Annotated in this window: 15 protein-coding genes, 2 tRNA genes and 1 pseudogene; 7 read left to right on the top strand and 11 right to left on the bottom strand. The window is 43.2% G+C overall.

Going from position 1 to position 14,588, the window contains the following annotated elements; genetic code table 11:
- A partial coding sequence (locus HMPREF2983_RS11200) for a DUF3872 domain-containing protein (RefSeq protein ID WP_070668439.1) occupies positions 1–399 on the top strand: 399 nt, incomplete at its 5' end.
- Positions 400–410: 11 nt separating this feature from the next.
- Positions 411–917, top strand: coding sequence for a glycoside hydrolase family protein (locus HMPREF2983_RS11205; RefSeq protein WP_070668442.1), 507 nt, complete (start codon positions 411–413; stop codon positions 915–917).
- Between the two features lie 261 nt (positions 918–1,178).
- On the opposite strand, the gene HMPREF2983_RS11210 is transcribed toward HMPREF2983_RS11205, so the two are convergent.
- A complete protein-coding gene (locus tag HMPREF2983_RS11210; RefSeq protein WP_100019908.1) occupies positions 1,179–1,892 on the bottom strand; it encodes a class I SAM-dependent methyltransferase in 714 nt (237 codons plus the stop codon).
- Positions 1,893–2,054: 162 nt separating this feature from the next.
- Here HMPREF2983_RS11210 and HMPREF2983_RS13655 point away from each other — a divergent pair.
- Positions 2,055–2,260: pseudogene (locus tag HMPREF2983_RS13655) on the top strand (lysozyme); the annotation flags it as partial.
- Between the two features lie 135 nt (positions 2,261–2,395).
- Here HMPREF2983_RS13655 and HMPREF2983_RS11215 read toward each other — a convergent pair.
- The 10 genes from HMPREF2983_RS11215 to HMPREF2983_RS11260 form a co-directional block, all read right to left on the bottom strand.
- A complete protein-coding gene (locus tag HMPREF2983_RS11215) occupies positions 2,396–2,614 on the bottom strand; it encodes a hypothetical protein (RefSeq protein WP_009236094.1) in 219 nt (72 codons plus the stop codon).
- 8 nt (positions 2,615–2,622) lie between these two features.
- A complete protein-coding gene (locus HMPREF2983_RS11220) occupies positions 2,623–2,877 on the bottom strand; it encodes a hypothetical protein (protein ID WP_004364802.1) in 255 nt (84 codons plus the stop codon).
- Positions 2,878–2,902: 25 nt separating this feature from the next.
- On the bottom strand, positions 2,903–4,177 hold the full coding sequence (locus HMPREF2983_RS11225; RefSeq protein ID WP_070668445.1) for a PcfJ domain-containing protein: 1,275 nt from the start codon (positions 4,175–4,177) through the stop codon (positions 2,903–2,905).
- Positions 4,178–4,181: 4 nt separating this feature from the next.
- On the bottom strand, positions 4,182–4,601 hold the full coding sequence (locus tag HMPREF2983_RS11230; RefSeq protein WP_070668447.1) for a PcfK-like family protein: 420 nt from the start codon (positions 4,599–4,601) through the stop codon (positions 4,182–4,184).
- Between the two features lie 5 nt (positions 4,602–4,606).
- Positions 4,607–5,038 (bottom strand): hypothetical protein, encoded by a 432-nt coding sequence (locus HMPREF2983_RS11235; protein WP_013265685.1) that lies wholly within the window; start codon positions 5,036–5,038, stop codon positions 4,607–4,609.
- 361 nt (positions 5,039–5,399) lie between these two features.
- Positions 5,400–5,747 (bottom strand): hypothetical protein, encoded by a 348-nt coding sequence (locus HMPREF2983_RS11240; RefSeq protein WP_007367138.1) that lies wholly within the window; start codon positions 5,745–5,747, stop codon positions 5,400–5,402.
- 140 nt (positions 5,748–5,887) lie between these two features.
- Positions 5,888–6,352, bottom strand: a complete 465-nt coding sequence (locus HMPREF2983_RS11245; RefSeq protein ID WP_070668449.1) for a DUF1896 domain-containing protein — start codon at positions 6,350–6,352, stop codon at positions 5,888–5,890.
- Between the two features lie 33 nt (positions 6,353–6,385).
- Positions 6,386–7,612 (bottom strand): site-specific integrase, encoded by a 1,227-nt coding sequence (locus HMPREF2983_RS11250; RefSeq protein WP_070668451.1) that lies wholly within the window; start codon positions 7,610–7,612, stop codon positions 6,386–6,388.
- Between the two features lie 312 nt (positions 7,613–7,924).
- Positions 7,925–8,009 (bottom strand) — tRNA-Ser (locus tag HMPREF2983_RS11255).
- Positions 8,010–8,175: 166 nt separating this feature from the next.
- Positions 8,176–10,563 (bottom strand): TonB-dependent receptor, encoded by a 2,388-nt coding sequence (locus HMPREF2983_RS11260; RefSeq protein ID WP_070668453.1) that lies wholly within the window; start codon positions 10,561–10,563, stop codon positions 8,176–8,178.
- A 656-nt stretch (positions 10,564–11,219) separates the two neighbouring features.
- On the opposite strand from HMPREF2983_RS11260, the gene htpG reads away from it, so the two are divergent.
- The 4 genes from htpG to HMPREF2983_RS11275 all read left to right on the top strand — a co-directional run bounded on the left by htpG (position 11,220) and on the right by HMPREF2983_RS11275 (position 14,463).
- Complete coding sequence (gene htpG, locus HMPREF2983_RS11265) at positions 11,220–13,274, top strand: molecular chaperone HtpG (protein ID WP_070668456.1); 2,055 nt, start codon at positions 11,220–11,222, stop codon at positions 13,272–13,274.
- A 202-nt stretch (positions 13,275–13,476) separates the two neighbouring features.
- Positions 13,477–13,671, top strand: coding sequence for a hypothetical protein (locus HMPREF2983_RS14350; RefSeq protein WP_246829403.1), 195 nt, complete (start codon positions 13,477–13,479; stop codon positions 13,669–13,671).
- Between the two features lie 45 nt (positions 13,672–13,716).
- Positions 13,717–14,226 (top strand): class I SAM-dependent methyltransferase, encoded by a 510-nt coding sequence (locus tag HMPREF2983_RS11270; protein ID WP_246829404.1) that lies wholly within the window; start codon positions 13,717–13,719, stop codon positions 14,224–14,226.
- A gap of 163 nt (positions 14,227–14,389) precedes the next feature.
- Positions 14,390–14,463 (top strand) — tRNA-Arg (locus HMPREF2983_RS11275).
- Positions 14,464–14,588 lie beyond the last annotated feature (125 nt).

Genomic DNA, 14,588 nt, shown 5'->3' on the forward strand with positions numbered 1-14,588 from the left:
CTATCTGCTTGTGATAGGGATTTGGATGTTCAGCAGTCTTATCCATTTACGGTGGAGACAATGCCGGTTCAGAAGGACATCATAAGGGGGCAGACGGCTGAGATACGCTGCACGCTGAAGCGGGGCGGTGAGTTTGCCGACACTCGCTATACGATACGTTACTTCCAGCCTGATGGCAAGGGTTTGCTAAGAAATGATAACGGCACTGTCTTCAAGCCGAATGACCGCTATCCGCTGACGAAAGATGTGTTCCGCTTATACTACACTTCTCTGTCATCTGATCGCCAGACGATTGATGTATATGTGGAGGATAATTTCGGCAGGGTTCAGCAGCTGACCTTTAGTTTTAACAACGAGCGAGAAGAGAGCAAGGATAAGCCTGCATCTTCTCGCCACTAAGAACGTAATTGATGCGAACGATAAATGCTTTCATTTTACTTTGTGTATTCTGCCTGTTCTGTCAGCCGACCCTTGCCCAGCGCAGGGTGCGGCTGGCAGACTTGCCACCTTTTGAGCGTGCGGTAGTTGTAGTAAAATACTTTGAGGGCATGCACGGCTGGCAGAATTATCCGTATGTTGGCTATGGGCATCAGTTGCAACCAGGAGAACGCTTCACAGCAGATATGACGGAACGGCAGGCAGACTCCCTGCTCCGTGCCGACCTTTGGAAATGCTTTGAACACTTTAAAGGCTATGGTAAGGATGCCCTGCTACTGACCTTGCTTGCCTATAATGTGGGTGTAGGGAGATTGCTTGGATATGGCAAGCACCCCAAAAGTAGGCTGCTACGAAAGATAGAAGTTGGAGATAGGAACTTCTATTGGGAGTATGTTTCATTCTGCCGATACAAGGGAAAAGTTTTGAAAGGATTGGTGAAACGGAGGCAAGTGGAGTTTGCCATGTTTTATATACCTTGATACATCTATCCATCCACGCAACAGACTTGGTAAGAGTTTAGCTCTAATTTGAAGGCTCTTTTGTAGGATACAACTATACTTTCAAAGAGAGATTCCTTATCAAGAGTTGATGGATAGGTTATCCTCTTGCTTAGCCTTTTCTGTCATTCTTTTCTTTCATCCACCCTTCCTGATGTAGCAGAATGCCGTTGACTCCTTGTACGATGGTGATGTTTTCTTCGTCGATGATTTTTGTTACGCTCATAGTCTTATGTTTTGGGGTTATTGTTCGTTTTCAGTGCTTTCTCTTTGTGGTTTCACGCAGCGGAACAAGCAGACGGAAGCCATTTTTTCTGTCAGCACGTCATCGCCATACATACTCCGAAGTCGGCTTTCGGCTTCAGCGAAGGTGTCGTATGGAGGGTGGAAAAATCCTTTTCTTTCCATGACTTTCTTAACAAATAAATCAGCCAATCGGCGTTCGCCCTTGACATAAAAGCAGCCGCAGAAGCAACCGCCGGGTTTCAGCACGCGGAAAATCTCGGCAAAGGCTTTTTCTTTCTCAGGGAAAGCCTGAAAGCCGTTCATCGACAGTACGCAGTCGAAGATCTCGTTGGCATAGGGAAGTTCTCCGACATCTCCTTGCTCCAAAGACAGGTTGGCTATCTCCTCTGTCTCTTTCCGCAAAGCCGCAATGGCTATCATTTCTTCCGAATAGTCCAAACCAACGATCTCGGCATCTTTCATCCGGCGATACTTCTCGGCGGTGAAAATGGCAGTGCCGACAGGCACGTCAAGCAGTCGTCCCCGAAAATCGTCCGGTATGAGATCAAGCACTTTCCGAGCCAAGAGATTAGTGTCTTCGTTCCAAATAAATCGCATATATATCCTTGACCACCACTTCCGTCCGGTCAATAGATCGTCGTAATGTTCCATCATCCTTTGGTAGGAATTGCTCTGTCTGTTTGCCATCATCTTCTTATCAAGAATGTTCATTTCTTATTTTGCAAAAGTACGATATCTGCTTCGTCTCTGCAATCGCCAATAATAATGATTTTTATTTCGAACATCCTCCATGTATGTGGATTGGGAATCACAGAACATCATTGTGGATAAGGTAGAAGATATTGAGAATACGCTGCCTATAAAAACAGCAATGGTAACGGCAAGGATGCTTTACTGCTTACCTTGCTTTCCTACAGTGTGGGCGTGAAGCTACTACTTGGTTACGGTAAGCAACCCAAGAGAAAGATAGAGGCTGGTTACGAAAAATTTGTCGTGAGTATGTATCCTTTTGCCGATGCAGGGGCAAAAGATTGGTGAAGCAGAGACGTGTGGAGTTAGCCTTGTTCTTTCTTCCTTAGCAAATATGAAATGTAATTTCCCTGCGACTTTCTTTTGCTTCTTTGCTTTGGTCGCCTGCTCGCTCAAAGACAAAGAAAAGAAGCCACGCAAATTTTCGGTTTGCGTGGCTCTTGGTCTTATTCAAGATGCTGTTTCTACACCTTCGTTATTCTGTCTATTCGCTTGTTGGGGTGTCTGTCAAATGCCCAGTTTATCTCATCATCGGGCAGGGTGCTGTGAATACTTCCACCCATAACCAACCCACAATGTTGCAGGACTTTCTGCCGTGCTTCCTCCTTGCTCTCTGCAACTACATCGAATACGCCGTCAAAAATATATTCCGTATAGACTAAAAATCTTTGTTTCTTCATCATTCCTAATCTTAAAATTCAACCTTTAATAATCTGTACTCCTTTGGCTCTCCATTGGATAATTTGCGGTGGGTAAGCCAAAAATGATGTGCGCCATAGCCGTATGCAAAGAACTTGTCAAGTTCCGTTTCTTCGGCTATTTTGCCTATTGCCGTCCTTAACTCTTCCTCGTTGTCGGATAGGGTTATTGCATTGATAACCCTGATGAGAATGTGCGGTATCTCGTCCGCCCAATTAATAATAATGTTTTCAATCTCAGTTTTCATATCTCTGATAATTTAATGATTTGTACTATGCTGTTGCTCTCATTCTCTGCTTTATCAATTTGCGGTTGGCATTGACGAGGTTCACTATCTGCTCGTGATACTCCGTATTCTTGTTGCACACTCCACGACTTTGCACCACTTTGAGCGTGTCCAGATTGACCTCAATCGTTTCTATCCGTCTGCCCTCAATGGTTGCCGAAAGGATAAGCGAGTTTTCTTTGAGATAGTAGGCATTGTCGAATACGCAATGGTGCATTGATACTCCTTCCTCCAAATGTTCCTGCACACTCTCCAATACGTGAACTTGGATTGTGCCGTCCGTGAAACAGATACCGAAGAACTTGGATTTGAGTTCGTGGAAACGCTTCTCTTCCTCGATTGCCTTTTTGCGTCTCTTCTCTTTCTCTTCCTTTTCCCTTTGTCTGCAGAGTTCGCTTTGTCTTAGGTCGTGTTCCCTATGCAGGTCGGTGGGGTAAACATACTTCGGGCTGTGTATGTCTTTATTCAATCTGCGGAGCATATCCACATAGTCGCACCATAGAGAAATATCCTCTATCTCATAGCCGTTGCGAGTGGCAACTTTGTAGGACTGCCAACAAGCGTCAAATGTCGATTTGTTGTTGAGGAAATAGCGTAAATGCTCCATTCGTCCTGCTTTCATCAATGTTTCAGCCCGGCTGTCAGAAAGCAATGCAGGAATGAGTATTGTCGGGGCTATATCGTGAAAATCATCCTCAAATCCATTCCTGCGGAGTGTGTCTGTAACCTTGAATTTAGGATATATCTGCGAATAGGCAGCATATTGATAGGCTTCATTATCGTTACGTATTGCCATAGGAGCACAAAAGGAAAATGTATCAACGTAATGTCCCAATATACGTTGTATGGCAACCAATGCTTTCCGCCCTTGTGCGTTCCACCAATACTGCCCGATTTCAAGCACATAGTGTTCAGCCTTGCAGCCTTTCTCCATTTCAGCCACGAGGAGGAACATACGCAACACTTGGTACTCTCCGTAAGCGGTAAGCGTGGTGAAATATCGCTTCTGCTGCAACTTGCGCTCAAAGGTTTCCCTGACCAGCAACTTTGCCCTGCAATGGGGGCAGGTGCAAGTGTCCTTCGGCTTATCCATTGTCCAACTATGCCCACAATCCATACAAGTGGTGCGACCTTTTGGCAAGCGGTAGGCGAAGTGGTCTATGCACTCACGGAATGCCCACTTACTTTGTGTCTTGGTTATCGGGCGAAGATGCTTGCTTTGTTCCAAAACTGCCTTTTCAAATTTGTTTCTCGGTTTCATAGGCTTAAAAATCAAATAGTGATGGTTGTACTTGGGTTGCTACATTCTCGGTCTTTTTCACTCGTGCGTTACGGCTCTGTAACTTGGCAAGTTCCTCACGCTGATATTGCTTAATGGCTTCCTGTCTTGCTTTGGCTTTTTCTTCCTCCGTTAGTTCCACAACGTGATTAACGGCTACTTGGCAAGAAACAGCCTTACCCACCTCTATATCGTCCTCATCGTAGTAGTGAACAGCCATAGAGAAAATTTCATCATCATCAAAGCCATTGCAACCGCTTTTCTGCACTTCATTAAGAATGTAGGTGATGCACTCCTCGATATTCTTGTTAGGTTTCATCAAGTTAGGGGCAAACAATGGGTCTGTCATAGCACGCTGATTGAGATACTCGGCTATTGTCCGTGTAAAATGTTCTGTACCTTTCATATTGCTTAGTATTTTGGGATTTCTACTATCTGATTGATGCGCCCATATAGGTAGGCTCTTAGGCTTGTTCTGTCGGGTGCGTAATACTCTGTCCATTGTCCGTACTGATTGACAAGGTATTTCTTCAGCACATCGAAAAAGTCAAAGCGATAGCCTTGTAGGGGAACGGCAGTACGGAAGTAGGTATTAGAGTTCACCGCTTCACATAGCCAATTCTTTTCCTCACGGCTCATACGCTCGCCACAATAGAGTTTCACACGTAGGAGATATACTTTGCTATTACAAAGGCTCTCCAAAGGGGGAACGTCCCATTGTACAAACTTAATTGCCAACACTTGCTCACTTTTTCCAACCACAGAGTTAATGCGGTAATGAGAGGAGGAGCTATATCCTTTTCTTTTCATCGAAGATGTTGTATTTACTTTTTGCTTATCCATAGCGACATTTTTTTTATGCGTCCAAAGATCGGAGTATGCTGATTCCTTTTTGTAGCAAAATCAAGGTAGCGGGGCGAGGCTTGCACAAGGTTTTGGCGGAAAATACTACCCATAGGTGTGGAGATTTTCCAGACAAACCCAGCGGCACTGACCTTTTGAAAGCCACAAACCCCGTACTACCTTTGCGGATAAAAAGGGAACAGCATCCGTCTTCTTCATTTCGCATATTGTGGAGCATTGGAAAGGAAGCGAAAGTGCAACGCCCATAGTGGAAAACAGAAAAGGTGGCTATCTCAAAATGCGAGATAACCACCTGATGAACGATAAATGAAAGTGTTTACAGATTACATCGTCGTGCTTCTCAAAGCACGCAAAGCAGGATGGCACAGAGTATCGCCAGCCAGAAGAGAAAGCTCAGCAGCGTAAAGGTAACTTGGAGAATGACTCTGACAATAAAGCGCAGTATCAGAAAGCCTGCAATGACTGACACGGCGGTAACGACCTGTGGCGTTACTATCTTTGAGATAAGCCAAACGACACCGATAACGATGGAGAGCAGGATGACCAGTTCGATGAAGCGTGTCCAACTGAAACGGCGGACTTGCTTGAAAGAAATCGGCTGCTGCTTGATGTTATTGCTTTTGTTCGATGCGTCTGCCTTGATGAAGGCAGGTGTGTGGACATCTTGATTCATGATGATTGTATTCATAATCGGAGCTTTGAATAGTTCAAGAGCAATAACAAGATGCGCAGGCTACACAAAGACAAGTGTTGGTACAAACTCTTGGCGTGTGGAGCGGAGCGTTTATCTTGGCTCTTGATACTACAAAAGCTCCCGATGGTGCTGCATCAAGTCATGTTCTCACCGCCTATCGTTGGCAGACCATTGACCTCAATGAGCAGAACGATTGTTCCTGTCAGTTCGGTGTAGAGTTTCTCATACTCAGGACTTGCGCCAAAATCGTCCGTGAGTTCATACTTGTCGAAAACGCTTTGCACAGCCTTGTTCTTCAGGAGTATCGGGGATAGTCTTTCGGGGAGTGGGGAGGGCAGTTCTTTCTCAAACTCATTCTCCAAGACAGATACAAGCGTGTCGTACTTTGAGAAATGCAGTCCTCTATACAACACTTCGCTTGCCATACTCTCAGCTTCGGGATGCGAGAAGCCTTGTGCCACTGCATCGCAGTAGGTGGTAAGAGCTTCGTCGGCTCTTGCAGTTATGAATGGTTTGTCACTCAGCATTTCGGGGAAATGCTCACTGAGATAGTTCTCTAACTTCAGACGGAAGTAGGATAGTTCTTTCTTAGTTGTCATAATCTTCTTGGTTTAGGGTTATACATTATTATATTATCGGATTCCCATTGCCTTGTTGAACTTACCGAGTTTGTCGGCAAGCTGTTCCATGTCATGCTCAATTTTCTTATTGGTGATGCGAGCATAAATCTGTGTGGTCTTTATGTTGGTATGTCCCAGCATCTTCGACACACTTTCCATCGGAACGCCCTTACTCAAAGACATGGTGGCAAATGTATGCCGGGCAAGGTGAAAGGTCAGGTTCTTCTTGACACCGCAAAGGTCGGCTATTTCTTTCAAATACGCATTAGTCTTCTGATTCGTCAGTATGGGGAATAGTTTGCCGTCCCGATAGGTCTTTCCACTATACTTTGCAATGATGCGCTTCGGAATATCGAGAAGTAGGACATTTGTTTCCACGCTTGTTTTCTGCCTTTTGGTCATAATCCACTGCTTGTCATCGAGCGTGACGATGTTGTCCGGTGTGAGATTGGACACGTCAATGTATGCCAGCCCTGTAAAGCAAGAGAAGATGAAAACGTCCCTTACCAGTTCCAAACGCTGGATGCCGAAATCCTTGTTGGCTATCTTCATGATTTCTTCGTCCGTGAGGAAACCACGGTTTACCGGCTCCAAGTGGAAACGATGATTGAGAAAGGGGTCGTGAAGGAGATAGCCACGCTTTTGTGCATATATGGTTACGGTTTTGAGAGCCTTCATTTTCTTGACCGACGTATTGTAAGCGCAGCCTGCCACAGTACTCAGATATAACTCAAAGTCTTGTACCACGGATGGTGTGAATTCTGTCAGTCCTATATCCTTTCTTCCATATTTATGGATAAGGAACTCTGAGAAATGTCTTCTCAAAACACTGTACTTTTGCAGACTGTCTTTGCTGATGGTGTGTCCGACACGCTGCTTGATGTCTTCGTTGAACTTGTCGAATACCGGGAGGAAAGTTGTGTACTCCCTGTCTTTTCCTATAAAGAAAGAACGGATTTTCTCCAATGACAGGGACTCGTCATCCTCAAACTTGCGGTAAATTCCATTCAATGTAGTGGAAATAGAGTCCAATGCGGCATTGACGGACAAGCTTTCTGCCGTCCGACCTTTAAGCCGGCTTGTGGCATTATTCCACATTGTCTTATCCACGAAAATTTTCGTAGAGCCAAAATTTGCCATTTCTCCGTTAAGGAATACACGGAGCATTACAGGCGACTTTCCTTCTTTGTTCTCATAGTTTGAGCGTAGGTAGAAGGATACCTTGAAATTTGTTCTCATAATGCATCATTCTTTTGTGTAGCACTCGGCTGCAAAGTTAATATATAACATACTGAAACAGAAAGAATTGATGCCGTCAATATGGTATTCAGAATCCCGTCACTGCTACATTTTTTATTGCTACAATTTTTGTGTAGCAGTTTATGTAGCAGAATTTGACCGAATAATGACTGTCAAAACATAGGGTTATGCCGTCAGGCGATAGAGGTATATACAAAGAAAAATCGTTGTAAAACCTTGATTTTACAACGATTAGCTAATTTTTGAAGGCTAAATTGACAACCTTTGTGAAGTCCTTTTGAAGCCTATTAGCGGAGAGAGAGGGATTCGAACCCCCGGTGCCTCTCAGCACGACGGTTTTCAAGACCGTTGTAATCGACCACTCTACCATCTCTCCAATGGTTAGTAACCAAATGCTTTGTTAAAAAAGCAGTGCAAAGGTAGGAACTATTTTTGAAATAACCAAATGTTTTGCGAACTTTTTTGCAGTTTCAATAGTTTCTTTCGACGGACAGATGGTGTTATATTTTATTTCATCATTTATGAATGTAACTGTGACATATTTATAATCTGTCTAATTCCTCAATGTTTTTCTCCACTTTATTGAATTTCTGTTTACCAAAGCTATAGCTGAAGCGCAGGATGACTTTACGGCTTTCTCCATATCCCCATGACGAGAGGTTCAGGGCATCTTTTACTCCATAACTATCCCAACGCTCTGTATGTAAAATGTCGGTCATCAGTAATGAAAGTCGAATGCGGTTCTCAAGCCAACTCTTATTGAAGCCCAAATCAATGTTTCCTGTCGACTTGCTGATCTCATAACTTCCTCCTTGGCGTTTTGAGTAATATCGTCCGGAGAGTTCAAAGTTTATGCCCCAAGGCAGAAGAATGTTATTGCTTGCCGAGAGGGAACAGGATGGACGCTTGTATTCTTGTTTGTATCTTTCGTAATCCAACTTGTTCACAAAGTAGTAAAGTCCTACGTTTGTACTGAAATCCCACCATGAAGTAAGGCGTTTAGAGAAAATCGCTTCCAATCCAACTTGCTGTTGTGTTCCGATGTTTTTCGTTGTCATTATCGTCTTGTTGTTCTCAAAAACGTCTGTGAGGGAAGTGAAATAGTCATCAAGTTTGTTGTAATATAAGTTCAAAGACAAACTCTTCCGTGTATAGTTCAATGTTATTTTATTGCTAATCTGAGGTTTAAGGAAGGGATTTCCTTTCCAATAGGAGAGTTCATCAAGCAGATACTCAAAGGGATTAAGATCTTCATATCGCGGTTTATCTTGCCGTCTGCTGTATAATAGGGCCAATTTATTCTTCTCATTGAACGTATATGATACAGACATATTGGGGAATAAACGCAATTTATTCCTGTTGTTTTCTTCTGTTTTGTGATTGGTATAAGCGTTTAGCTTGTTGTGGGTGTACATATATTCCATACGCAGGCCTGCACTTAACTCCAATTTATTCCAAGTGTGCGTATATTGTGTGTAGCCTTCAATATTATGTTCATTGTAATCAAATTTGTTTGAGCGTTGCAGGTCAATAGTCCCATTTCTCTTGAAAAGAAAGGTGTTGTTGCTTTTGATAAGCGAAGTCTTGATACCTGCAAGCCACTCGTTCTGCGCATTAGGATTATACTTATAGTCTGCTAACAAGGCATAAATGTCAATGTCTTTATCGGGCTGAGAGTAAAACAAATCAGAACGAACAAGCTTGTTTGTCGGTGAAAAATAATCATTAGGCTGCTCGCATCGGGCTTTACCATCAAAGTGGGTCCAGTCTGCCGAAAGCGACAGCTGCTGTTTTTCGGAGGGTCGGTACAGGTAGTTCATGCTGTTACTGTATCGAACAGTTTTCTGCTTCAGGTAATTGTTGCGTGCTTTCAAAATGCCATCTAATGTGGTAGTCCCTTTATACACCCTTGTCGTTGTCTCTGTCAAGCCAGGTCCAATAAGCAAGTTCACCATACTGTTCAAGAACAATTTGCTCTTCTGATTGGGTTGCCAGGAAAAGTCAATGCCTGCCGAATGCGTGTTTCGTTTATCAGTATCTATGGTTTCAGATAAACTTTTATCTCCATTCTGAATTTTTTCATAGCCATAATTCATGGCATGATGTCCTATACTGTGGTTGTAATTCAATCCCAATTGCCATTTATTCGTATTGTAGGATAATGCGATGTCAGAGTTCTGTCTCACGTTTTCCCAATAGGCAACGCTGTGTGAAGTGGTCAGGAAAAAGCCCGATTTCTCCGTGGTTTTCAAGATGATATTAATAATTCCTCCGGCTCCGTCGGCCCCAAAACTCGCATTAGGATTGGGCGAAGTTTCTATCTTGGAGATTTTCGATGAAGGCAGAGATCGCAGATAAGCCGACAGTTCTTCACCTTGCAACATCAGTTTCTTTCCATTGACATATAAGGCAGTTCCTCCGAGTGATGCCAAGGAAATGTCGCCTTTGCTGTTTACAGAAATGCCTGGAGAATGCTTCAACACATCCAGTGCATCTCCGATATCCGTAAGATAAGATTGCGCCACGTTAATCTGTATTTTCCCGTTAGACGAACTTGTCATCGGCCGAGATTTCCGCGCTGTTATGACCACGTTTTTCAATACGATTTCATCCGGCTCTAATTGCATGTCGGGTATTTTCGCGTCTTCACGGATTGTGATTTCCCTTTTAATCTCTCTGTAGCCCAACATTCTTACGCATAAAATGAATTTTCCTTTCCGCAATGGGAACGAGAACATTCCGTTGCCGTCGGTGAGTGTTGTCTCTGCAAGAATGCTATCAGGTTGGGTAAACAGCATGACGATTGCAGCATCGGCACCCTGGTGGTGCTCGTCTAAAACTCTTCCATTTACAGTGTTTTGTGCGTTTACAGACAGCGCATAGCCCATTATAATGCAAGATAGGATAATTTTTCTGAGCCAGATATTCATATAAGTTGGTTTCTGATAATACTATTTTTAAGGTGTCATTTGATGATATAGACTTATTCCTTAAAGAGAAAGCCTTGTGTCCTCTCGAAAGAAATAAACTTCTGTTTTCCGCAACAAAGATAAGTCTTAAAATCTGAAAAGCCAAGGGAAAAGCTTGTCATTTCGTATAATTTCATGTTAAAAGATAATAAATCATTCTTCTCTGTGCTGTCTTTTATGGCTTTACTGCATGTTAAGCATATTGTGGAAAAATTCAAAAGATTTCATGGCTTGAATGATGTGTGGAGTCAGGGGATAGGAGAGGGCTTTGTGATTTGCGTCATTTTATGGTGTGAAATGACTTGAGTTGCGCTGTGATTTGCGTCACTTTATGGTGCGAAATGACTTGAGTTGCGCTGTGTTTTGCGTCACTTTGCACGGTGAAATGATGCATATCAGAATGCAATATATCGTAGGTTGATTTGCCTTTTATGTCAATGTTTGCAGGTTATATATCCTTGGGAAGAATGAAAGAGACCTATATGCTTGTCTGGTAAACAGTTGCTTGGGTGGCAGAATGACAAGAACGGAGTGGGAGAGTCGTGGAAGTGTGCCAGCCTGTCAGTTGGCATGGAGTTTGCATAAAAGGGTGTTGGAAAATTAAAATATCAGATAATATGCAAAAAGGAAACATCGGGGTTACAACAGAGAACATCTTCCCTGTCATCAAAAAGTTTCTCTATTCAGACCATGAAATCTTCTTGCGCGAGATGGTCAGTAATGCCGTTGACGCCACTCAGAAGCTGAAAACGCTGGCTGAGAAGGGCGATTTCAAAGGCGAATTGGGTGAGCTGAAGGTCAGCATCAAGCTTGATGAGGCTGCCAAGACCATTACAATCAGCGATAACGGTATCGGTATGACCAAAGAAGAGATTGACAAATATATTAATCAGATTGCTTTTTCGGGTGTCAGTGACTTCTTAGATAAATATAAAGATAATGCAAATGCCATTATCGGTCACTTCGGATTGGGTTTCTATTCAAGTTTCATGGTGAGCGATCGTGTCGACATTATCACGCGTTCTTATAAGGAAGGAAGCAAGGCCGTGAAGTGGACTTGTGACGGAACTCCTGCTTTCGAAATCAGCGAGGCAGAGAAAGAAGGGCGCGGAAGTGACGTGGTTCTCCATATCAGTGACGACTGCAAGGAATTTCTCAATAAGCAGAAGATAGAAGAGCTGCTTAATAAATACTGCAAGTTTATGGTCGTTCCAGTCATCTTCGGCAAGAAACAGGAGTGGAAAGACGGCAAGATGGTTGATACCGATAAAGACAACATTATCAACCATATCGAGCCATTGTGGACCAAGGCTCCGTCAACACTGAAGGACGAAGATTACAAGAAGTTCTATCAAGAGCTTTATCCCATGCAGGATGAACCGCTTTTCTGGATACATCTGAATGTGGACTATCCGTTCAATCTCACGGGTGTTCTCTATTTCCCACGCATCAAGAACAACATTGATTTGCAGCGCAACAAGATACAGCTCTATTGCAATCAGGTCTTCGTTACCGACCAGGTAGAAGGCATCGTGCCCGAATTCCTGACGCTGCTGCATGGTGTCATCGACTCTCCTGATATCCCATTGAACGTGAGCCGCAGCTATTTGCAGAGCGATGCCAACGTGAAGAAGATTTCCACTTACATCACGAAGAAGGTGGCAGACCGCCTGCAAAGCATCTTCAAAGAAGACCGCAAGGCATACGAGGAGAAATGGGACAACTTGAAACTCTTCATCAACTATGGTATGCTTTCGCATGAAGACTTCTACAACCGGGCAAAGGATTTTGCCTTGTTCAAGGATGTTGACGGGAAGTATTTCACCTTTGAGGAGTATAAAACGCTTATCCAAGGCGAACAGACCGATAAGGACGGCATGTTGGTTTACCTTTATGCCAACAATGTGGAAGAACAATACACCTACATTGAAGCTGCAAAGAACAAAGGCTACAATGTGCTGTTGCTCGACGGAGACTTGGATACGCCAATCGTAAGCATGCTCGAACAGAAGTTCGAGAAGTCGCGTTTCACTCGCGTTGACGCTGATATTGTGGATCGACTCATCGTGAAAGATGATCAGAAGAAGAGTGAACTTGCGGCTGAAGACACTGAAAACTTGAGTCAGGTGTTCCGTTCACAGATGCCGAAACTTGATAAAGCAGAGTTCAATGTGGAGGTTCAGGCATTGGGTGAGAACGGTCAACCCGTGGTTATCACACAGAATGAATACATGCGTCGCATGAAACAAATGAGTCAGTTCCAGCCTGGAATGAGCTTCTATCAGCAAATGCCCGACAGCTATACGCTCGTGCTCAACAGTGATCATGCACTTGTGAAACAGGTGCTTGCCGACTGTAACAGCAACACTGCAGAAGCCTTGAAGCCTATCTTGAGCGAACAGAAAGGACAGCAGGCACGCCTTGATGCACTGCATCAGAGCCAGGATAAGAAGAAACCTGAAGAGCTGACACAGGAGGAGAAAGACGATTTGCAGAACACAGAAAAGGCTGTCAATGAGCAGAAGAGCAAAAAGACTGAAGTGCTTGACAACTATGCCAAAGGCAACAATGTCATTCATCAGCTCATCGACCTTGCCCTTCTTCAGAACGGCATGCTAAAGGGAAAAGCGCTCGATGAGTTCTTAAAGCGCTCGGTAGAGATGATAAAATAAATTATAAGATTAGACCTACGGACTCTTTGTCCCATGGAAATGAATAAGTGAAAAGCCTGTTGGGTTTCTCTTTAATGGAGGAGTGCAGCAGGCTTTTGTTGTGTGCAATTCTTTTCACCTGTTGTTTGCATATTTCAAAGAAAACGCTTAATATTGCAGATGAAATCCGATAAAGGAAGACAGAAACGGTTAAAGTAATGTGATGAAAAAGAGATTATGCTGCTTATGTTCCATGTTGATAGGTGTTACTATAGCCTGTCATGCCCAACGGATAGAAACATCAAGGCAGACCATAAAGGGAGATTTTGACAACGACAGACGGGAAGACAGGCTTGCTATGGTCTGTAAAACACACTATGAAAAAGGTGAGGAAGACTCGGAAACGTGGTATTTCTAGAGAATAACTATCGATGGCAAGATTGTTCTTGGAAACGAAAGAACATTGCATTTTACGGACACTGAACCTTTAGATGCCGTTATGGGTGGAACATTGAACTATTTTTCTCCTCGTTCAGGAGTTTTACTCAGAGTCTTGAGTGTGTCACGTGGCAGTACGGTTGCCTTAACTTACGACTATTATCTCTATGATACTGCGCTGCAAGATTGGTATAGATATAAGACGGCAACGTATGACCAAGCTACTTGGAAAGAAGTTTCTGTGGGTTTTGAATATTATGATAAAGCCCGGAAACCATTGGTAGGAACGGAGCTACAGTCACTTCCCGTATCTCATAAAGACCCGATGTTGCCTAAAAATCCATTGAAATATCTTATTCGAGAGACAGAAAAGAAGCATTATCCAAAATCTTATTATGATTTCGTTTCGTGTATTGAAGTTCTTAATCATATAGATAAGAGGCGGTATCGGAAGGAAATAAAGAACTTCGCGAAACGTCAGAAGTCACATGATGCAAGATGGGGTAATTATATCGTTTCCACTTATTTAAAATAGATGTAGCTGGATTTCAGCGTGTTGGAGATTTGCTCCTGTGTCATCCTTAAACTTATTGTAGTGGAAATAATGCTTAATAAAAGTTAACTAAAGAAATAATTACAGCTTGCTTTTCGGCTTTTCCAATAAAAAGCATTACCTTTGCAAGCGCAATTAAGGAAATGGCTTCGTAGCTCAACTGAATAGAGCATCTGACTACGGATCAGAAGGTTCCGGGTTTGAATCCCAGCGAAGTCACAGCAAAAGAGAAGTTCATTTTGTGACTTCTCTTTTTTGTTTTTTATGCTTCTCGTCTATCTGTTTGCTATGTTTTGTGAATGAGATGATAACGGGACAGTAGATATTTAGTGTGGATAAGCATA

Source organism: Prevotella sp. HMSC077E09 (assembly GCF_001814685.1).
Taxonomy (GTDB): domain Bacteria; phylum Bacteroidota; class Bacteroidia; order Bacteroidales; family Bacteroidaceae; genus Prevotella; species Prevotella oris.

What these genes read in the sequence shown, in the direction of transcription:
- HMPREF2983_RS11205 (WP_070668442.1), top strand. Translation starts at nt 411, where the DNA reads ATGCGAACGATAAATGCTTTCATTTTACTTTGTGTATTCTGCCTGTTC.
- HMPREF2983_RS11210 (WP_100019908.1), bottom strand. Translation starts at nt 1,892, where the DNA reads ATGAACATTCTTGATAAGAAGATGATGGCAAACAGACAGAGCAATTCC.
- HMPREF2983_RS11215 (WP_009236094.1), bottom strand. Translation starts at nt 2,614, where the DNA reads ATGATGAAGAAACAAAGATTTTTAGTCTATACGGAATATATTTTTGAC.
- HMPREF2983_RS11220 (WP_004364802.1), bottom strand. Translation starts at nt 2,877, where the DNA reads ATGAAAACTGAGATTGAAAACATTATTATTAATTGGGCGGACGAGATA.
- HMPREF2983_RS11225 (WP_070668445.1), bottom strand. Translation starts at nt 4,177, where the DNA reads ATGAAACCGAGAAACAAATTTGAAAAGGCAGTTTTGGAACAAAGCAAG.
- HMPREF2983_RS11230 (WP_070668447.1), bottom strand. Translation starts at nt 4,601, where the DNA reads ATGAAAGGTACAGAACATTTTACACGGACAATAGCCGAGTATCTCAAT.
- HMPREF2983_RS11235 (WP_013265685.1), bottom strand. Translation starts at nt 5,038, where the DNA reads ATGGATAAGCAAAAAGTAAATACAACATCTTCGATGAAAAGAAAAGGA.
- HMPREF2983_RS11240 (WP_007367138.1), bottom strand. Translation starts at nt 5,747, where the DNA reads ATGAATACAATCATCATGAATCAAGATGTCCACACACCTGCCTTCATC.
- HMPREF2983_RS11245 (WP_070668449.1), bottom strand. Translation starts at nt 6,352, where the DNA reads ATGACAACTAAGAAAGAACTATCCTACTTCCGTCTGAAGTTAGAGAAC.
- HMPREF2983_RS11250 (WP_070668451.1), bottom strand. Translation starts at nt 7,612, where the DNA reads ATGAGAACAAATTTCAAGGTATCCTTCTACCTACGCTCAAACTATGAG.
- HMPREF2983_RS11260 (WP_070668453.1), bottom strand. Translation starts at nt 10,563, where the DNA reads ATGAATATCTGGCTCAGAAAAATTATCCTATCTTGCATTATAATGGGC.
- htpG (WP_070668456.1), top strand. Translation starts at nt 11,220, where the DNA reads ATGCAAAAAGGAAACATCGGGGTTACAACAGAGAACATCTTCCCTGTC.
- HMPREF2983_RS14350 (WP_246829403.1), top strand. Translation starts at nt 13,477, where the DNA reads ATGAAAAAGAGATTATGCTGCTTATGTTCCATGTTGATAGGTGTTACT.